Below are 19,663 nucleotides of genomic sequence, written 5' to 3'. Positions count from 1 at the left end.
AAACTCCTTCTTCTGTTCTTCTAGCCCAAAGGCTACTAGGAGATTCATGAACTAGTGTGGGTTCTTGAAAAAAAGCGTAGCGAATCTTAGCTAAATCTTCCAGTTTTATTGTTCTTGCTACACCTTTACTTTTACTCTTGTAGCCTCTCTTACGAATATAATCAACTTTGTAGGGTAATACAGGATAAATGGGGGAAAGCTTAAATTTTTCCTCCAGCCAAATTTGCAAATTATCATTAGAGCGAAAATCTGAATCTTTTATTGAATTTTGAATGTTATTACAATTAATAATTTGATTGCGAAGTTCAGATGTTTTAACATTGGTTGTCTTGGTCAACCTAAACAAAATCTTGATGTTTTCATTAGGCTCTGCCCAAGCCAAAGAGCCTACCGTTTGTGCCCCATTTATAATTTGAAAATTTTCAGCTTTCAATTCAAGTTTTTCGTAGTCTATGGTATACTCTATACACATAGCAGAAACTCCATTATTAAAATAGAAGAAATCATCAGGTTGTGACTCAGCAGTATTTTTTATTCCTTCATTAATACTGGTGCGTCTTCCCAAAAATCCACGAATATTCCAAGCAAATAAAGATTCTTTATATTGATTGTAAAGGTTTCTTAACTTATTTCCTTGAATAACTGTTACCAGGGTTGTATATTGCCCATCTACAACTTCAACAAAATGATTCTTCTTTAAAGGGATTGTTACTTCATTAGGAAGAGAAGCTTCTTTAGAATGTGAGCGAACATAAAAGCTTTTTAATTCCGAAAAATCTAAAACATGACATTTAACTGCAAGTCCACTTTTTACATATTCTTTAGTACATTCTTGGGCTAACTCTTGAATTCTATCTGAGGCTTTTGCTGTAGAAACAAAATAATAATCTACAGAATAGCAATCTCTTACTTTTTCTCTATATTCTCTTAAAAATTCACTGGTTATTCTAATCTAGCAAGTGTTAAATGTTGTTTGACAAGTGTAATACTTTGTAATACGCTGAGTTTTTAAAATTTCTTTACCTTGACAAGGTTAAAATAGAACATATGTTCTATTGACAGAGGTTGCGAAGGATGGTATGTAAGCAGCAAAGCGCAGATCGCATTTTGAGACAAGAGACGCGCGATCGCTCATTCCGGCATAAAGTTAGAATCTAAAACTTCTGCGGATGTATAGGGATATTCGCCAGTAAATGTCTCCACTGGCAATTCAGTTTCAGCACTCGCGAGTTCAACTGCATCCAAATAACACTGAGCAAACACCTCTTGAAGGTAAGGCTTGAGACTAGGGGAATCCTTCAGAGCTTCGCGAATGCGTCTGCGATGCTCAACGATGCTACCTTTCCAGCTACCACTTCTGAATTTCGGCTGATATTGCCACTTGAGCAGGTGAGTTAGGACAACGATGAGATTACTCTTTAGGCTCTTGCGTTCACTCCACCCCATGTCTGTGATTTCTTCAATAAGGTTTTCCCAATCAATATTTGAGTAATCCCGAACCCGCAGCATTTCTATAGTGGTTTCAATCCATTTCAGGTAGTCCGCCTGGTACAAGCTTTGTCGGTTAGCATCTAGTTCTGTTGTCATAACGGTTTCCTCTCAAAGTGCCGAACAGGCTGGCGGACGACTTCTCCTGATGGATTGTCAGTAACAACATTCTAGCGATCGCTTCCGGCAGTGCGAAGAAAGTGCGATCGCTCCTCCTGTAGTAGCGTGGCAAGGCTAAAATGAAGCATTATAATTCTCTTGTGGGATGGGCGTCTCGCCCGTCCGGTGCGGGCAAGATGCCTACACCACAATAGATGCCTACACCACAATAACTATACTTGATGCACTAACTTAGCTGTGTTATGCCAGTAGGGTGCGTCACTCCTGCGTAACGCACCCACTCAACTAAGGAAGGGAACTTCAATCCTTAATTTGACCACTTGTCGCGAGTACACGCGCACTCACACCCAATACGCGCAACAATCCCTCCGAATCGGCATGATTGTAACTACCAATCCCTTCCATCGAAGCATTTTCTTCTGAGTAGAGAGAATGAGAGGTATTCGTTGCTGAAACAAAGGAGATGTTCCCTTTGTAAAGAGAAACCGTAATCGTTCCTGTGGCTAAGTCTGCTGTAGGTTGAATCGCTTGCAATGCCATCTGAGTAGCCAAGTCAAACCAATACCCCTGATAGATTTGCTTGGCAATTAATAAAGATAACTGGTCAAAGAACTCACGAGCACGGCGATCTAAAATCAGTTGCAGCAACAAAGCATAGCAAGTTCCTAGTATTTCTACACCTGGGCTTTCATAAACCCCCCGTGACTTAATTCCCACAAAGCGATTCTCAACTAAATGAGTGCCAATCCCAATGCCATGACGCCCACCGATCGCATTCGTCTGAACAAATGCCTCAACTAAGTCCACCGAACTGCCATTGATCGAAACCGGACGACCTTGCTCAAAGTGTACCGTAAACTCCTCCGCTTGATCGGGAGCATCGGCAGGATAGCAACCCATAATAGGCTTGACAAAATGCGCCGGAGTTGATAATGATTCCAGCAATCCCGATTCGTGAGTCAGACCCAGCAAATTGGCATCCGTAGAATAAGGCTTATCTTTCGTCGCCGAGACGGAGAGTCCCTTTTCTTCACAAAAGTCAATCATCTCGCTGCGACCCGGAAAACGCGCTAAAAATTCCCCGTCCCGCCAGGGCGCATACACCTCAAACTCTGGAGCAAGCATATTGGTGATTAGTTGAAAACGGACTTGATCGTTACCCCGTCCGGTTGCGCCATGACTGAAAATTGTCAGCCCCTTCTTTTGCATCTCCTGAATCATGGCTTTGGCAAGGACACACCGGGCAATTCCTGTAGTATTCCAGTAGCGTCCTTCATAGCAGGCTTGAGATTGAATTACGCTAAGACCTGCTTGTGCGATCGCCTCTCGTGCAGGTAACAACACAAAATCCGCTGCCCCCGCTAAGAGCATCCGCTGGCGAATCGCTTCTGTATCATCTTCATCCGGTTGCCCTAAGTCGGCGGTAAAGCACACAACCCGTACCCCCTGATCGGTCAGCCAACGGGTGATGGTGCAGCTATCCAGGCCACCGGAACCCGCAAATGCGATCGTTTTTCCTTTTAAATCTTGAGCTTTCATTGTGTGATTTTCCTCTCAATTAGCATCGCGTACCAAGCACGCTCATTCGTGAGCGTAGTTGTGAATTAGATATGAACTTGGTTGCTTCACAGGCACCAAACCCTTTTACCCCATCCTCACCTTCGGCTCCAGCAAACCTTTGTTCACTCTCATCTCCGGTTGCTAAGGGGAGAGAGCTATATATTCCCCCCTTGATAAGCTACGGTGTACACACAAGTCTTCTGGTTTGTGTATCAGGCGATCTCGCCCCCTAAATCCCCCAACTTTGGGGGACTTTGAAGCTCCAGTTCCCCCCACCCCTCTCGTTCTCCCCCAAGAGGGGAGAGGACAGAGGACGAAGCCTTTTTTTATTGGGGGCTAGGGGGGCTTCCATGCAGCATTTGAGGTCGATCAAGGAGATGTGTGTACACCGTAGCCTTGATAAGGGGGTTAGGGGGTCGTGCAAGATGTGAGTTGGGCAACGATTAACCGTCGTAACTAAAACTTACGCACTTTAGGAAAGTGAGCATTAACGATATCGCTTAGTTAGCATGGTTTTCAAGTAACCGTTGTCTGTGCCCTGACCACGCTCACGGCTTAATCCACTTGTTTGCGTTGCGCCGTATTCTGGCTCGTCGGCAGTGTCCGTCCGTTTAAGATAAGGGGTGCATACAGAGGCATCGACTCCGCCTGAGTATGCCAATACAACTTTTTCAGCGCGACCCATTGATGTCTCACCCTGGAAAACGACAGAGGAATTATTGTATCTGGTTGGGCAATAGCTAAATTGTCAGTACGAACAAACTCTTAAGAAAGGGAAGCAGGAAAAGGGGATTTTGCAGGTAATACCAAGTTCCATTCCAACGTATAACTCTCTGTTTCTCTTATTTCAGCGTCCTGGAGTGCCTCTGCGGTTCGTTAAATTCTACGTTAAACACGGGCACGATAAAATGCGATCGCTAGCTATCGGAACTTCGCCGTTATCCTGAGTCAACTTGCCAGTTCAGCGATCGCCCCAATCAACACATTGGGATTAATCGGCTTGGCAAGATGCTGCTGGTAGCCTGCTGCTAGTAATCGTTCTCGGTCGGATTCATACGCATAAGCGGTAAGCGCAATCGCTGGAAGATGCTTGAATTGTGGCAGCGATCGCACTTGATGAATCAATGCATAGCCATCCATCTGCGGCATCTGAATATCGCTCACCAACACATCGATTGAAAATTGAGCCATGACATCCAGTGCCGTTTGAGCCGATGTAACTGTCGTGACGATCGCACCTTCTTGTTCCAGCAGCACCTGGAGAAACTCCAACGTATCCGGCTCATCATCTACAACTAATACCTGAATGCCTTGTAAATTCAATGGCTGATTCACCGAGGGCGGCTCAGGAACGACCCATTCGGATGCCGGAATCAGCGGTAGTCTGACGGTAAAGGTCGCCCCCTGTCCTTCTCCAGCACTGGCTGCCGAAATCGTGCCTCCATGCGCCTCAACCAGTTGCCCAGAGATAGCTAAACCTAACCCCAAACCCCCAAACTGGCGAGTCGTGGAACTATCTTGCTGGCGGAACATTTCAAAGATGTGGGGCAGAAAATCTGGATGGATGCCTTTACCGGTATCACTGACTTGAATTTGGGCATAGTGCTCGACTTGTTCTAATCGCACTGTCACCCGACCGCCTTCTGGTGTGAATTTGATGGCATTCAACAGCAAGTTCCATACGACTTGTTGTAGTCTTCCGGCATCGCCTGAAACCTGTCTCACGGTAGGGTCTAGCCTCGTTTCGATCGCGATTGACTTAGCCCAAGCCACTTGATGCACGGTTTCAATGGCTGCCGCAATTGGGGTCACCAGTGACACAGGAGCCATTTTGAGGCTTAATTTCCCTCTAATAATGCGAGAGATATCCAGCAAGTCGTCAATCAGTTGCACTTGCAGCTTGGCATTGCGTTCGATCGTGGAAAGAGCCTGCCTAGTTTGCTCCTGGCTAAAGTTACGGGTTTGCAAGAGCTTTGCCCAGCCAAGAATCGGATTGAGGGGGGTTCGCAGTTCATGGGAAAGAACCGCCAAAAATTCATCCTTGATTCGGTTAGCCTGAGCAAGCTGCTCAGTCTGTTGTCGTAGTTGAGCTTCGCTCTGGCGCAATGCTTCCTCTGCCTGTTTGCGATCGTCTTCGATGCGCTTGCGCTCAGTAATTTCCTCGCAAACGGTACTGATACCAATAATGCGATCGCCATTCTTTAACGGCAAAAAGTGCTCTAACCAGATTCGCTGCACACCAGGTTGAGCCGGAGTTTCCCCACTAATTTCCACATTCAGAACCGGTTCCCCCGTTTCCAAGATGGGGCGCAACACCTGTTCGGCGGCATCAGCCATATTGGGTAGCACCTCACGCACCGTTCGACCGATATGCGCTTCAACGGAAAGCCCATTCATCTCTGCCAGTCGCTGGTTAATCCGCACAAAGCGGAGGTCGGTATCTAAGACGTTCAAACCAATTGGGACTGATTGGTAGATGGCTTCAATTTCAGCCAGTTGCCGCTGAAGCTGTGCCTGACTCTGGAGTAACGCCGCTTCTGCCTGTTTGCGCTCACTGATATCGGTAATTCGCACCAAATTCACGCTCCGCTCCTCAAAGCGGATGGATTTAGCCGCTAAATTACCCCAAAAGTAATTGCCTTGACGAGTAACATATTCAATTTCTTTAATCCAAACCCCTGTTTGCATATCGACAACAATGGCCTCTCGTTCATCGGGGGTCAAGTGTTGCCGCTGTAGCGTATGCCCTTCGATGTCAATTAACTCTTCCTTGCCACTTGCTTCAAACAACTCTACCGCTCGCTGGTTGCAGTCCACCGTCCGCAGCGTTTCAGGATTGACCAGGAAGAGGGCATCTGTGGAGGCATTGAAAACAGCTTCATGTAAATCTCTACTCTGTCGCAGCGCTTCTTCTGCCTGTTTCCGAGCCTCTCGGACGCGCTTGCACTCGGTAATTTCTTGAGCAAATCCCAGCACTTGATGCAACTGATCAGCTGCGGTGCGGCAAAACACCTGATCTTGACTGGCAAACCAACGCCAGTCACCATTGGCATGACGCATTCGGTACTTGAATTCCACTACGTCACCGGGTTGAGCGCGATCAAGTTGCTCTAGGTGCCCTGGTAATTGGGCAAAATCCTCTGGATGCATCATGGTGGCAACAAAGTTGGCTCCCATTGCCATAATTTGATCAACGGAGTAATCCAGTAATGCTGCCGCTTGGGGGCTGAGATAGACCGAGCGTTGAGCGATCGCATCAAATAGATACACAACTCCCGGTAAATTGCGAATGACCTGCTCAATGAATTGTGGGCTTGGCGGCACCTGAGCGAACGGATTGAGGGGTTGCTCCACAGATGAAGCCGATACCTCTTCGTTTAGGGGTTGGACTAGCTCTTGTGGGTGTTTGTATTCCTCTCCTTCTAAGCCAACAGAATTCGAGGCGCTTGTATAAACCTGTGTCGAGGGAAAACCAGCCAATGCCATATCGAGCGGGGAGTGTTCGGAGCGATCGAGGCTGTGCATAAGAAACTAGCTGGATTAGCAGTAGGAAAACGGTGTGGCAACGACCGCTGTTGCTGGTTCAATCTCGCCACAGCAATCCTGGATTTTGAGCGCCCATTGATAGGGCTGATTGATATCCAGGTTGAATGCGATGTCGAATCGTTAACGGTAGAGTGCGGCGAAGTCCAATCAAAAAAGCAATTGCAGACTCTATCTTACGTACACTGCGATTGTTCACTACGTAGCTCCTGCTACCCTTAAGACACAGCGTGCAAAGAATGCTCAATTGAAAGTGAAAGTCATCTGTAGCAGGAGATAGTTCCTTCCTACTAAGATGATTATAGCCCTCTATCTAAAGATAGATTTTTGTTCTATTCAATTATCCAATGATAGATCCTGTCCTTTAAATAATTCTTGTCACTTCAATGGACTACAAAAAAGGCGGCACCCAGATTTGAACTGGGGAATGGAGGTTTTGCAGACCTCTGCCTTACCACTTGGCTATGCCGCCGTAAGTTCAGCTTCTTATTATATCAACAGATGCCTATTTTATTCTAGCTCTTTTGACAAATTAGCTGTATCACGGGCTCAATACCCCTGATACAGCCTAATACCAAGTTGCAGCTCATAGTAATAGAGAGGGGCTCTCAAAACTAAGCTGCTGTGCAGCTAAATTGCCATAGCGAAATTGTCGTAATGGCTGTGGGGTGTGGGGTGTAGGGTGTGGGAATATTCAAATTAAATGCGTCACAGCTTATTTGTGCCACTTTGGGATGCACCCGGCACTTATTCTTTAGCTCGATTCAGGTTGAGGTTGGCACCGTCTAACTGAGCCTCAGTCATATCAGTTCTGTTAATTTTCGCGTTGTTCAGATTTGCTCCCCGCAAATCTGTCTTGCTCAAGTTGGCACCTTCAAGGTTAGCACCACTCAAATTGGCGTTAGCCAAATCGGCCTCAGCCAAATCGGCTCCTCTGAGATCTGCACCCTGCAAGTTAGCTTTTTTTAAATTAGCCTTACTCAGGTTAGAACTTTGCAGCTTAGTATTGCTCAAATTGGCGTTAGCCAGATTCGCTCTCGTACAATCAACTTGACTGAGATTCTTATCACTTAGATCCTGTCCTGCAAAATCTAAACCTGCACATTTGAAGTTAGTTACTACCGGATTGGGATTAGTCACTGAGGGTTGACTGGCAACAGGCTGTTCGGTTTGGGCTGGTTGTTGTTGTGCGTTTGTCGCTGCATTTCTAGCAAGGAGCCATCCCATCCCGGCAATTGCTGCAAGGAGTGGCAACCCGATCGCAAGACCAATTAGGTACTTCTTCGTTTGAGCCGTTGGTACAGGTTTCTGAGCAGGGGAGTACTCTAGCTCAAGCTGCTCGACCGCCTGTTGAATAAACTCTGGCGGAATTCTTGCCTCTGTTCCAGCCTCCATCAGCTCTTTGACAGAATAGCTTTGATTGTGCTGGGCATATAATTGAGCGGCAAGAGTAAAAACGTCCTGGGCTTTATCTTCAGGAATGCGATATTCTGGGCGGTTCATAGTGCAGTCAGGGTAGAATAAAGAGGAAAAATAAAAGACTGTTTCCGCGATCCTAGTCTCTCTATTCACCTAGTGTCAGCACTAATCAGTCAAGTGTCCCTATTCCCCTGGAATTAATTAGCGATCGCCTTATCCGTGACTCAATTTGCGATCGTACAAAGCTGACTGACACAGCCAATCACACAGCCAGGCGATATTCCTTTCATTCCCAGCCTAATAAAGTGACCGTTCCTTGAGTTTGGCAAGCATCTGCAAGTCCATGAGCGAGAAGGAAACTTACCCAAAAAGACTGATGCTGAGTTTTATCGTTTGAGTGTAGAAGAATCCGTCTTTTGGAGTTCGGTTGCGCTCACTCAGTTACAAGTCTGTTCCTATTAAATTAGTCGATATAAATGTTAACAACTCTACAAATTGGCGGTTACTACCATGAATAATCTGTCTACTTCAGGTTCCGAATACTTGGGCAGCGATAGGGAAGGCGGTAACTTGCTATGGCACTACCTCCAATCCCTTAACCCAGAGATAGTTGCTCAACTCTCTAAACCCTCTTTGGAGGTAGGTCAAGTCATGGAACGCAACCTCGTAAGTATGTTAGGAAACTTACCTCATGAACACTTCGGTGTGACGATTACCACAAGTCGCGAACAGCTCGGTCGGCTTCTAGCTTCCGCCATGATGAGCGGCTACTTTCTGCACAATGCTGAACAGCGTATGGTATTTGAAAAGTCTTGGCAAGGCTCCGAAGAAGCTAATGAGAGTGGCGGCTAGTCAGCCTATGAGAAGGCGAGGCATTCGGGCTTGAAGGGTGGGTATAGCTCACCCTAAGGGCTTGATTTTCTAATTATATTTAAAGGTTTAGACAGGAATTTATTAGTATAATATTGAGTTGCAGCCATTAAGTGTTACTTGGGTAAAACTTAATGGGTAAAGGCTAAGGCTGGGTCTTCAATTACCAATTGGAGAGAACCGCAGTAATTGACCACAACTGGGAAAAAAGAAGTTTTAGTGGATATGACAGGGCGCACCTCCGCAAATGCTTATGAACTTGATTGGTCTACACAAGCCAATCTGCCACATCAGTCAAATCTTCAACAATCTCAGGATTTAGTTTACAAAGGCCTTAAAAACCTTGTCAATAACTACCCGGCACAAACAGTACTCGTAGAATTTAAAAATCTCTTCATTTCCGGCGATAGTGCTTTTGAGCCAGAGGGATTAAAGGCTCTCTACAAGATTGTTTTTAACAATGATGAAGAAGAATTTAAAAATACTTTAAAACGCTCGTGTTACATCTTGATTAACAACTGGGCTTCTCAGAGAAAATTTGATGCTATACAAGAACTCATTCAAGTCTTAGCTGAAGCCAAAGAAACGCCAAATCCTCTGTCCCCCAGTCTCAAGCGCCTCAAAAGTTGGATCATCAACTTTGTCAATAGCGAAGACTACGAAGAACTTAAATTATTTGCTACACCTCATGGCTCTCCAGAAAGAGGCTATTGGAGCCATCGTTATACCTCTTATTTATTAGTCCCTCAATATCTCGATTCCCGAAATCCAAAAGAGCAACGAGAAATTGCCAGAAATATCTCTAATCGGCTGAAACAAAAGTTTAAGTTTGATTTGGCTATGTACACAGCTCGCTGTAACTCTCCCATAGCCCAAGAAAAGACCCTCTCTAATCCGACCAAACTGGGAGAGGGAGTCATTCGTTTAATTAAAAAAGTTATAACTCGAACGACATTATTTGATTATACAAACCAAGCCCATATTTTTTTACAGCAGACAAGAGAGCTAACTTATCTTCATTTTAAACATAGGCTCAAGAAGTATTTAGGGATTAATTTAAATGCGAATAATCTAGATTTTCTACCTACTAAAATTTATGAAAAGTTAGATCATCTTTATGAAAATCACCATAAAGATAGTTTAAATGTTGACTTATTGCTCAGAACATCTAGGCAAATCATTGAATGGCTGACTACAGAAGACGGTCAGGAGCCTTCTCATCTGTTCATTTTGTTAACAACTCAAGGAAATACACTGACTCTAGTTATCATTCTGTTAAAGGTTATTTTGATTTGCCAATATGTTCGGACTTATCTGGAAGTTTGCATTGCTAAATTGATTCAGTATTACGAAAAATATCCCGAAAAAGAATGTCAATGGTTTATTAATTTCTTAGAGGTCTTCAACTTAGTCATGGCTATTTATACTGAAAATGTCCAGTATAACTTAGTCCAAGTCAAAGATAATGATTCAGCGAGCCAACCGGTAGGAGAATTAGATGCTTACCGAGTCTTTTCTCAACTCAAAGGTGCTGATCTGCGTGGTAATGATTTAACTGGTGCTGATTTACGCAATAGCGATTTGAGCGCGGCTGATTTGCGTGAGGCTAATCTGTGCGGAACCGACCTCACTCAGGCTGACTTGAGCCTGACTAAACTGAGTACAGCCAACATGAGCCGTGCCATTCTCAATGAGGCAGAGTTGATTGCAGCTGACTTGAATAATGCTAATTTGAGCGGTGCAAGTCTAATAAGAGCTAGGTTACGTCATGTTGATTTACGGGAGGCCAATTTGAGAGGTTCAACGCTAAGCCGCGCAACCCTGAATGCTGCTACTCTAAGTGGTGCCGACCTAGGAGAGGCTGACCTTCAGTATACTGATTTGAGCCACGCCAATCTGAGCCATACTAATTTGAGCGGTGCCAATCTTCAGTATGCAGACTTGAGTAATGCCAGCTTGATCGGTGCCAACTTAAGGGGGGCGAACCTTCAATATGCGAACCTAAGCAATGTCAACCTCCAAGGTGCTAATCTCACGAAAGCCAATCTCAACCGTGCCAATCTGGAATACGTGAATTTGTGTGACGCTGACCTAAATGGCGCTCACCTGCGCCATGTGAAACTGAGTCACGCGAGTTTGAGCGGTGCCAACCTCAGCCGCACAGACTTGAGCCATGCTGAACTCAGCAGTGGAAATTTAAGGAGCACCAATCTGAGCGATGCACTGCTACGTCACGTCAACCTAAGTGGAGCCGACTTGAGGGGTGCCGATCTCAGGGGGGCTAACTTGTTCAGCACCCACTTGAACTCTGCAAATATCGAGAATGCTCAGTTTGGGGAAAATTCGGAATTCTTCGACATCCGACAGGAGCAGGCGAGGGCTAGTAAAAATAAGGCTTGTGAAAGAATTGAACACATTATCCTAGAGTGAGATTGGCAGTTGCAAAATCTTGCGCGATCGCACAGCCGAATTCAAGTAAACTACCGTTCTCAATCTTTTAAGTATCTGTGCCCCTTGGTTGAAGACTGGATTAAGAAAACCAATGTACCCGGATTTGGTCGAACAGCGTGTGTTTTGTTAATTAGACAAGACTAATCCGTTGCACGGGAGATGCTTGCCCATGATTAGCAGCCGAACTCGGTGGATAGCGATCGCACTTTTCCAAATCGCCTTACTCAGCGCCGCCCCGCTTCTAATTGAACTGTTTGAGAAGTTGCAATAATTCCCTGCAACGCGACCAAACAGCGCACACTTGCTCCTAAAGCCTATTTCAACCCAATATAAGCGTGAATGTTAGTAGGACGTACTTCGCGCCCAATCCCTCCGGGTAGATAGACAATTGAAATTTCCTTGCTACTCTAGATAAAGTTTCACCAGCCTGGAATTAATGCGAATGGCAAAGGTTGTTCCGTGAAATTTGTGTAAACTCATGGCGTTCACTGCCTGATTTCACCTCGACAAGATTGCCATTCTACCTGTTTATGATTGACTCCCTATTCCATGCCTACGCCCCTCTGCTCATCTGGTCAGGGCTAGGGCTCCTGCTATTTCGGTTTATTCCAGAACGTGTTCCCAAGCTGCTAGGTCTTGCTCTTTACTGGGTTGGGGTACCACTGCAACTTCTAGTTTTAGGGCGTCAGACTGAGTTATCCAATGGGGGAGGGGTGATTCCCTTAGTCGCAGTAGGAGTATTGCTGCTGAGTATGAGCTTAGCGTTGTTGAGTTGGTGGGGATTGGAATGGTTAAGTCGCATAAAACCCACAAAAGCATCTCAAGAAACGCCAAAGTCCCTGTTTTATTCTTTATTTTCCAGTGTTAACGTCCTTGGGCGGGCAAGCCTTGGCAGTTTTATCCTAGCCTCCATGTTAGGTAATACAGGCTTTATTGGATTGACCCTGACACAGGTTCTCTTCGGCACAGACAATATCAGTTGGCCTGTGTTATTCAGCGTAACCAGTAACGTCGTCGGCAATTACGGGATTGCTGTGTTTATTGCGAGTTATTTTGGTCGTAGTGAAACCAAAAATCATTGGTGGGTTCAGTTGCGGGATGTGCTGACTGTCCCTACCCTATGGGCTTTTATCATTGGCTTTAGTACCCGAAATCTGGAATTACCTACTAGGCTCGAAGCCGGATTAGAGCAAGCTATATGGGTCGTGATTGCCTTGGCTTTGTTGCTGGTTGGTCTTCGACTAGGATCGGTGCAAGGATGGCGAAGTTTGAAACGAGCCTTAGTCCCAACGTTGTTAAAAGTTGTCATTGTGCCGATGCTCGTGGGATTAGCGGCTACCTATTTCGGCTTAACTGGCGCTCAGCGTCTGACACTGGTACTGATGTCTGGAACCCCTACCGGACTTTCGGTGTTGATTTTGGCAGAAGTTTATGAACTTGATCGGGAATTACTCGCTAGTAGTATCGCTCTGAGTTTTGTGGGGTTGTTGCTGGTGCTGCCTGTGTGGTTGATTTGGTTTGGATAGTGTGATGATAGGTTGAAGGTTAGCAGGTTGAAAGTTGAAGGTTAAAGGTTAGGAATTTTCGTTATAGCCTTGTAAACAAAAGTTTATGGGTGCCTAACTGGATACCAGAATATAGCTTGGGGCGATCGCCGTTTGATTAAACGTCTTGCATGAGGAGCAACGCTCTGAGAGAAAACTACATCTACTTTAAAATTTTTTCAGGATGATAAAACTGTTCAATATACGGGTGAAGTGCCTCTCGAACTACAGCTAGATTGCCGGCCAACGCAATCTTTTCTTTTTCGATGACACCAACAACTTTTCGAGGATTCTCTCGCGCTACAACAGGAAGTTGAAACAAATCTCGCGTCGCCATTCGTTCTAACGCTTGAGTAACTGACTCATCTTCATAGGCATAAATAATCTCCTCCGTACAAATATCACTCAGTTTTTGCTCGATCCAATCCTGGAGTGAAGATTCAGCCTCGGTTTTAAATATGAGTTCTTTGATATCAGCCAAAGTCACAATTCCCACTAATTGTTCAGCTTTGTCTAATACCAAAGCTGCATTAGATTGGCGATTGAGTAGAGCCAAAGCGGCTTCCAATACGAGCATGGTACTCGACAATGTTAAATAAGACTCTTGCATCACTGTGGAAATTGGCACCTGTTGCAAGAGTGCAAGCTCATCGGGTTTCTCCAAGTCTATTCCCATTTGCTGAGGCTTCAAATCCTGAACTGATTGCTTCGACTTTATTTGATCGATGACCCAGATACTCACACCCACTGCCGCCATTAGAGGTAATATAATCAAATAATTTTGTGTCAGCTCAAAGAGTAAAAGAATAGCTGTTAGCGGGGCTTTAGCACTTGCCGCCAGCACAGCTGCCATACCCACCATTGCATAGGCAGGTGGGGGAGCCAGTTCAAATAATCCAGAAGGTAAAACTAATTCTAAGACGTTGCCATAAATTGCCCCTAAAGAAGCTCCAATAAACATGGCAGGAGCAAAGATTCCACCGACTAAACCACTGCCCAAACTAATTGCAGTAACGATTAGCTTGGCTACCAATAATAAACACAAATACTCTAATGGGAACCGTCCATCTAAGAGAATAGATTCAATTGTGTCATAGCCAATGCCTAGGATTTGGGGAAGCTGTAAAGCCACCAAACCCACACAGGCTCCGCCAATCACGGGTTGTACAGGTTTTGGAACGAACCCAAGCCAGGTAAATCCTCTAACTTCCCCTCCAAAACAACGCTGAGCAATCTTAATCGCTTGGGTGTAAGCGATCGATATTAAACTGGCGAGTAAACCTAATACTAGGTAGAGGAGCCATTCCCAGTTACTAAAAACTTGATAAGCCGGTAACTCAAAAGCCGGATGAACTCCAAAGGCAATCCGAGCAATTAAAGATGAGACAACAGCCCCTAGGAGGACTAGATTCACAGCTGGGGTAGCAAAGGTTGTGCCTAAGACAACCTCCAAAGCAAAGAAAACTCCAGCGATCGGGGCATTAAATCCCGCTGCTAATCCTGCTGCCGCACCCGCTCCTAGCAATAAACGATACCGTTCTTGGGAAACTTGAAAAGTTTGACCCAGTAACATTCCCATATTGGCTCCGATTTCTACGCTGGGGCCTTCGGGCCCTAAAGACGCTCCCGTACCTAGAGAAATCGAGGCCGTCAACATCTTAATCAGAGGTCGAAAAGGGGAGATGGGTTGAAATTTTTGCTGACTAATTAAAGAAGAAATTCCTTGACCAAAGAAGTCTCGATAAAGGTAACGAATTGCTCCGACGATTAAGCCCCCTAATGTCGGAATCCCAATCACAGCCCAGGCATATAAAGAGGTAATTTGTCTACTTAAATAGTCAAAAGACAAAACTTGAATAAGTTCAATTAAATAATGAAAAAGGACGATGACTAGACCTGTTCCACCACCAATTAGCAGAGCGGAAATTAAAACAACAGTGTCTGGCGATGGCTGCAAGCGGTTAAGAAGTGTCGTCAGGCGATCTGACAGGGGCTTTTGTTCTGATTGTTGTGGCAGAAGTATTTTGGGTTCAGTCAGCCGGGTAGTCATTCAGGGACAAAATCATCAAACAGTATTTGGGGACTATGTTACTCTGACCAATACGAAAAGCCCCGCGATCGCAACGGGGAGCAGGGGAACTCTTCACTAAAGCTTTGGCAGATTCCGGCTTTAACCGAACCGAAGCTAAAGCAAAAATTGAGAAATAGCAACTCCCTCTTGGTATAGTTTCCCGAACGGAAGCTATTTGGGTTTTCCGTACTCTTGAATGATTCGCATAACTGTAAAGTTTTGATTAAATTTCATTCTAAAGGGTGTTTTTATGCTCAAGAAAGCAACTTATCATCACCCTATAGTTAAGTTTTAGCAAGTTGCAATAGGAGGAATGTGCAATGCGAATTGCCCAAGTTGCCCCGTTGTGGGAGCGAGTCCCCCCTCCCGCCTATGGAGGAATTGAACTGGTGGTTGGTTTACTCACCGATGAGTTGGTCAGGCGTGGGCATGAGGTGACCTTGTTTGCTTCTGGGGATTCTATCAGTTTGGCAAAACTAGAGTCCGTTCACCCGCGAGCGCTGCGCCTCGATAAAACTGTTAAGGAATACGGCATTTACGAAATGCTGCAACTGGGTAAGGTTTACGAACGAGCTTCTGAGTTTGATATCATTCACTCCCATATGGGCTGTGCCGCCCTGCCTTACGGAAATTTGGTAAAAACACCAACCGTCCACACGCTTCACGGTGTTTTTACCCCCGACAATGAAAAACTGTATAGACATGCCCGCCGTCAGCCCTTTGTGAGTATCTCTGACGCTCAGCGAGAGCCAAGATTAAATCTCAACTGCGTGGCGACCGTCTACAACGGCATTGACACAAGTAGATATGAGTTTCGTCCCAATCCACAAGACCCGCCGTACTTAGCGTTTCTGGGACGACTCTCTCCTGAGAAAGGGCCACACTTGGCGATCGCAATGGCTAAACGTTCTGGTTGGCACTTAAAGATGGCAGGTAAGGTGGATGTGGTTGATGTGGACTATTTTGAGCAGGAAATTAAGCCTCATATTGACGGCAGACAGATTGAGTATCTGGGAGAGGCGAACCACGAACAAAAGTGTGAATTGATGGGAGGGGCGGTAGCAACCCTGTTTCCCATTACCTGGCGTGAACCGTTTGGCTTGGTGATGATTGAATCGATGGCATTGGGGACACCCGTGATTGCCATGAAACTCGGTTCGACGCCAGAGGTGATTGCTCACGGTAGGGCAGGCTTTTTGTGCCACAGCGTAGATGAGTGTATAGCAGCGATCGCGAAAGTGGCTCAGTTGAACCGCTCTGCTTGTCGAGAGCATGTGCTAAACCACTTTAGCGTACAGTGCATGACGGATGGCTATGAGGCCGTCTATCAGAAGATTCTGGCAACTCGTATCGCGCAAAACGGTCATGTCCGGAATTTGATTAGAGCATAAGAGCAAGCTATAACAGTGTTTTAGCTATCTTTCTTTGATTCGTCTCATTTCCTGAAAAAGACTCTTTCGTGCCCTCAACGCTCTCTTTTTTGAGTGTTGAGTGTTGACTTTCTAAGGGTTTGCCTACGATGTGCGAACGGCGTGGCAAGAGCGTTAAAACATTGGAGAAATCCATCCCTCGTGTAGGAGATAAAAGGTATGTCATCTATTGGTGGGCAGCCGATTGCCCAAGGGGAATCGTCGAAGGCGATCGCAAAGCAGGGGGAAAGTTCCTTAACTGTCGAGAAAAGCCAAGTCTCTCCTTCATCTGTTCACTTGCCTCAAGGCGAAAGCAGCGCTGCGCCATTCCTCTCTTCCCGTTTAGCTATTCCTGGTAGGCAGCCTATTGCTCTGATCTCGGCTCATGGTGATGCGGCTAGTGAAGTGGGTTCAGAAGAAGCCGGAGGTCAAAATGTTTATGTGCGCGGGGTTGGCGAGGCGTTGGCAAAATTAGGGTGGCAGGTCGATATATTCACCCGTAAAACTCATCCAGACGATGAGGCAATAGTGTACCATTCACCTCACTGTCGAACCATTCGTTTGGTAGCTGGGCCTCAAGCCTTCATTCCACGAAATCAGCTGTTTGAATACATGCCTCAATTTGTGGAGGCATTCCAAAAATTTCAGAGCAAAGAAGGGACTAATTATCCCTTAGTTCATACCAATTACTGGCTCTCCGCTTGGGTTGGCTTGCAACTACAAGAATTGAGCAATATTCAGCTGATTCACACCTATCATTCGCTTGGGGCAGTTAAGTATAAAGCGGTTGCTGTGCGATCGCCTATGCATCAGACGCGCTTAGCCGTTGAGCGACAGATTCTTGAACAAGCAAGCTGTGTGGTTGCCACGAGTCCTCAAGAGCGAGAAACCTTGCACTCCCTCGTGTCTGATCAAGGTTGCATCGAAGTGGTTCCTTGCGGCACTGACTTAGAGAATTTCCGTCTCATCCCAAAGCTGGAGGCTAGAGAGCAGTTAGGTCTAGATCCAACTGCACAGATAGTCTTATATGTTGGACGATTTGACCCCTGCAAAGGGATTGAGACGCTGGTGCGAGCAGTGGCAATGTCTGAGGCGAGAACTAGAGGCAATGTGCGTCTGGTGATGGCTGGGGGCAGTCATGCCGAACTGGAAGATGGACAAGAACGCCAACGGATTGAGCAAATTCTACAGGAGGTTGGGCTGACAGAACAGACACTATTTCCGGGGTGTTTGGGTCACGATGTCCTGCCCCTTTACTATGCCGCCGCTGATGTGTGTGTGATTCCCAGTCATTATGAGCCGTTTGGACTGGTTGCGATCGAGGCAATGGCTTGCGGTACGCCTGTGGTGGCGTCAGATGTAGGAGGGCTAAAGTTTACCGTGATACCAGAGGAAACAGGGTTGCTGGTTGCCCCCCAAGATACGGCTGCCTTTGCCGCTGCGATTGATCGCATCTTAGCCAATGAAGTGTGGGCGACCCAACTGAAAAAGCAAGCCTCTGTTCGAGTCCGTCAGAATTTTACTTGGAGTGGGGTAGCGATCGAACTAAGTAATCTTTACCGCCGCATCCTGGCGCAGTCAATTTTAGATAAACGGCTGTGGTCTGTACAACTGCCTAGTCCTTGGGGAACTGAGGTCTCTGAAGTTAATCTTGCCTCTGCCACGCCTGCGAAAGATCTAACCTTAGCCTCGTGATAGATTCTCAGCGCCAACCCCTTAGGCGGTATGGCGCTGGCTTCTCCGGGGAAAAATTTCCTGCCAATGAAGGTGGAAACTAGTCCAAGAAGGCAGTTCGCGTAGCGTTCTCCTTCTTGAGTAGACAGGAGGCAGAAGGCAGAAGGCAAGAACGTTTGTACAGTCAGCTTTTTAACCTTTTTCAACTGGATAGTTATTTAGACCACACGGCACTAGTTAAGCTTACCTCTTACTCTGTAGCCGATTGTTTGGTGTCCATCCAAGCCAAAGACGCGCCAGGATAATACTTGTTTAGAATTTGTTGATAGCTATAACCCTGCTGAGCCATACTTAAAGCCCCGTTTTGGCTCATTCCCCTACCGCCATGTACAGTACTCACAATTTTATCGTCGGCGGCGTAAAGTGACTCAACCACTCCACCTTTGTAACTGAGAAAAACTCCCCTTGTTTCTTCTGCGGCCTGACGTGTTGTATTCCACTCAGAATTAATGCCTTTATAAACTTGCCAACGCTGCGTATTGCCTAGATCGTACAGAGGATTAGCAGGTCGTAAGTAATGGACTAAGGCATACGAACGAGCTGCGATCGCTTGAGCTTTCAGAGCATCCATCGGCCAACTGGCAGAAACTTCACTACCTACAACACTGGCGATGTAAGACTCCAGATCAACGTAATTAACAGCTACGAGGGTACTGCCTTGGGAAACGAGCAGGACATTGCCACGATACCAGCGATCGCCCACAAAGACAAATCCTCCTGGCGTGGGCTTCACCCAAACACCTGCTAGTGTTTCCCATTGCCCCATACGAATATTCGAGCCAGTGGGAACAACGTTTGTCGCTTGGTTTGCCGATAGTTTCCCTAAAACCTTGCCACGAGCATCCAATACTTGACTCGGAGTTGAGCTGCCAACCACCAGTGAACTCTCTCCAGTGGATATAGCCACTCGAATGTCTATCGATTGCGTCGTGTGATAACTCTGCGAAGCTTTTGTCTTGCTTTTTGTGGAACTATGAGATTTGCTTTTGTGCTGCTTACTCGTTTGAGACGGTTCTGGAGTTTTAGCTTTAGCGATGGTCTTTGAGGGTTTTGATGTATTTGTATGGGTTGGAGAGGCAGCTGATTGAGAGGTTTGAGAGGTCGCTGATTGAGATTGTGCTGTCTCCGTCTTAGGGTCAGGTGTTTTAGAGGCGGTTGGACTCGTAGCGGTATCAGGGCTTCGTTCCCATGATAGACTTTGGCTGACAATTTGCTGGTGCCACTCTCGCTCGGCAGCAAGTGGGTCTGAAGTCGGTTGGACTACAGGCTCAGACTGGGGCGAAGGGGTTGCTGAGGATGATTTTGGCTGAAGTCGGTCTGGCAGGGTTTCTGCTAATACCCAAGGCACAAATAAGGCCGCTGAGAACAAGAACACCGTCCAGAAGACGGAACGGTTAAAGATTGGGTGCTGGTTAGGCAGACGAGACATACATCCTCACTTCTGATTGTGGCTT

At 46.2% G+C, this 19,663-nt stretch carries 14 protein-coding genes and 1 tRNA gene; 5 read left to right on the top strand and 10 right to left on the bottom strand.

The window, feature by feature from the left end; all coding sequences use genetic code 11:
• From V6C93_RS36580 to V6C93_RS36545, 8 genes are all read right to left on the bottom strand, one after another.
• Window positions 1-565, bottom strand: a 565-nt coding sequence (locus V6C93_RS36580) for an AIPR family protein (protein WP_333481612.1), incomplete at its 3' end; no start/stop codon positions are given.
• A gap of 566 nt (window positions 566-1,131) precedes the next feature.
• Window positions 1,132-1,587, bottom strand: a complete 456-nt coding sequence (locus V6C93_RS36575; RefSeq protein ID WP_333481611.1) for a DUF29 domain-containing protein — start codon at window positions 1,585-1,587, stop codon at window positions 1,132-1,134.
• A 321-nt stretch (window positions 1,588-1,908) separates the two neighbouring features.
• Complete coding sequence (gene argG, locus V6C93_RS36570; protein WP_333481610.1) at window positions 1,909-3,147, bottom strand: argininosuccinate synthase; 1,239 nt, start codon at window positions 3,145-3,147, stop codon at window positions 1,909-1,911.
• 508 nt (window positions 3,148-3,655) lie between these two features.
• Window positions 3,656-3,829 (bottom strand): hypothetical protein, encoded by a 174-nt coding sequence (locus V6C93_RS36565; RefSeq protein WP_333481609.1) that lies wholly within the window; start codon window positions 3,827-3,829, stop codon window positions 3,656-3,658.
• A gap of 287 nt (window positions 3,830-4,116) precedes the next feature.
• Window positions 4,117-6,693, bottom strand: a complete 2,577-nt coding sequence (locus V6C93_RS36560) for an ATP-binding protein (RefSeq protein WP_333481608.1) — start codon at window positions 6,691-6,693, stop codon at window positions 4,117-4,119.
• Window positions 6,694-6,751: 58 nt separating this feature from the next.
• On the bottom strand, window positions 6,752-6,910 hold the full coding sequence (locus tag V6C93_RS36555) for a hypothetical protein (RefSeq protein WP_333481607.1): 159 nt from the start codon (window positions 6,908-6,910) through the stop codon (window positions 6,752-6,754).
• A 201-nt stretch (window positions 6,911-7,111) separates the two neighbouring features.
• Window positions 7,112-7,183, bottom strand: a tRNA-Cys gene (locus tag V6C93_RS36550).
• A gap of 275 nt (window positions 7,184-7,458) precedes the next feature.
• On the bottom strand, window positions 7,459-8,214 hold the full coding sequence (locus V6C93_RS36545) for a pentapeptide repeat-containing protein (protein ID WP_333481606.1): 756 nt from the start codon (window positions 8,212-8,214) through the stop codon (window positions 7,459-7,461).
• A gap of 426 nt (window positions 8,215-8,640) precedes the next feature.
• Between V6C93_RS36545 and V6C93_RS36540 the strand changes: the two genes are divergently transcribed.
• From V6C93_RS36540 to V6C93_RS36530, 3 genes are all read left to right on the top strand, one after another.
• Window positions 8,641-8,982 carry a DUF760 domain-containing protein gene (locus V6C93_RS36540; RefSeq protein ID WP_333481605.1) on the top strand — a complete coding sequence of 114 codons (342 nt, stop codon included), beginning with the start codon at window positions 8,641-8,643 and terminating at the stop codon, window positions 8,980-8,982.
• Between the two features lie 207 nt (window positions 8,983-9,189).
• Complete coding sequence (locus tag V6C93_RS36535) at window positions 9,190-11,430, top strand: pentapeptide repeat-containing protein (protein ID WP_333481604.1); 2,241 nt, start codon at window positions 9,190-9,192, stop codon at window positions 11,428-11,430.
• 551 nt (window positions 11,431-11,981) lie between these two features.
• Window positions 11,982-12,977: an AEC family transporter gene (locus tag V6C93_RS36530; protein ID WP_333481603.1), complete on the top strand. Its 996-nt coding sequence runs from the start codon at window positions 11,982-11,984 to the stop codon at window positions 12,975-12,977.
• 181 nt (window positions 12,978-13,158) lie between these two features.
• Here the strand turns inward: V6C93_RS36530 and V6C93_RS36525 are convergent, their stop codons facing one another.
• Entirely contained in the window at window positions 13,159-15,045 is a 1,887-nt protein-coding gene (locus V6C93_RS36525; protein ID WP_333481602.1) for a chloride channel protein, read from the bottom strand.
• Window positions 15,046-15,386: 341 nt separating this feature from the next.
• Between V6C93_RS36525 and V6C93_RS36520 the strand changes: the two genes are divergently transcribed.
• Window positions 15,387-16,457, top strand: a complete 1,071-nt coding sequence (locus V6C93_RS36520; protein ID WP_333481601.1) for a glycosyltransferase family 4 protein — start codon at window positions 15,387-15,389, stop codon at window positions 16,455-16,457.
• 198 nt (window positions 16,458-16,655) lie between these two features.
• On the top strand, window positions 16,656-18,170 hold the full coding sequence (locus tag V6C93_RS36515; RefSeq protein WP_333481600.1) for a glycosyltransferase family 1 protein: 1,515 nt from the start codon (window positions 16,656-16,658) through the stop codon (window positions 18,168-18,170).
• A 229-nt stretch (window positions 18,171-18,399) separates the two neighbouring features.
• Here the strand turns inward: V6C93_RS36515 and V6C93_RS36510 are convergent, their stop codons facing one another.
• Complete coding sequence (locus tag V6C93_RS36510) at window positions 18,400-19,638, bottom strand: SpoIID/LytB domain-containing protein (RefSeq protein ID WP_333481599.1); 1,239 nt, start codon at window positions 19,636-19,638, stop codon at window positions 18,400-18,402.
• Window positions 19,639-19,663 lie beyond the last annotated feature (25 nt).

Source organism: Allocoleopsis sp., assembly GCF_036703385.1.
Taxonomy (GTDB): Bacteria; Cyanobacteriota; Cyanobacteriia; order Cyanobacteriales; family Coleofasciculaceae; genus Allocoleopsis.
The sequence above is the reverse complement of the archived record's forward strand: the minus strand, read 5'-3'. Positions and strand labels throughout refer to the sequence as shown.

Bases quoted from the DNA above. Each gene is read 5' to 3' on its own strand.
- V6C93_RS36575 (WP_333481611.1), bottom strand. From the start codon at position 1,587: ATGACAACAGAACTAGATGCTAACCGACAAAGCTTGTACCAGGCGGAC.
- argG (WP_333481610.1), bottom strand. From the start codon at position 3,147: ATGAAAGCTCAAGATTTAAAAGGAAAAACGATCGCATTTGCGGGTTCC.
- V6C93_RS36545 (WP_333481606.1), bottom strand. From the start codon at position 8,214: ATGAACCGCCCAGAATATCGCATTCCTGAAGATAAAGCCCAGGACGTT.
- V6C93_RS36515 (WP_333481600.1), top strand. From the start codon at position 16,656: ATGTCATCTATTGGTGGGCAGCCGATTGCCCAAGGGGAATCGTCGAAG.
- V6C93_RS36520 (WP_333481601.1), top strand. From the start codon at position 15,387: ATGCGAATTGCCCAAGTTGCCCCGTTGTGGGAGCGAGTCCCCCCTCCC.
- V6C93_RS36560 (WP_333481608.1), bottom strand. From the start codon at position 6,693: ATGCACAGCCTCGATCGCTCCGAACACTCCCCGCTCGATATGGCATTG.
- V6C93_RS36510 (WP_333481599.1), bottom strand. From the start codon at position 19,638: ATGTCTCGTCTGCCTAACCAGCACCCAATCTTTAACCGTTCCGTCTTC.
- V6C93_RS36540 (WP_333481605.1), top strand. From the start codon at position 8,641: ATGAATAATCTGTCTACTTCAGGTTCCGAATACTTGGGCAGCGATAGG.
- V6C93_RS36530 (WP_333481603.1), top strand. From the start codon at position 11,982: ATGATTGACTCCCTATTCCATGCCTACGCCCCTCTGCTCATCTGGTCA.
- V6C93_RS36525 (WP_333481602.1), bottom strand. From the start codon at position 15,045: ATGACTACCCGGCTGACTGAACCCAAAATACTTCTGCCACAACAATCA.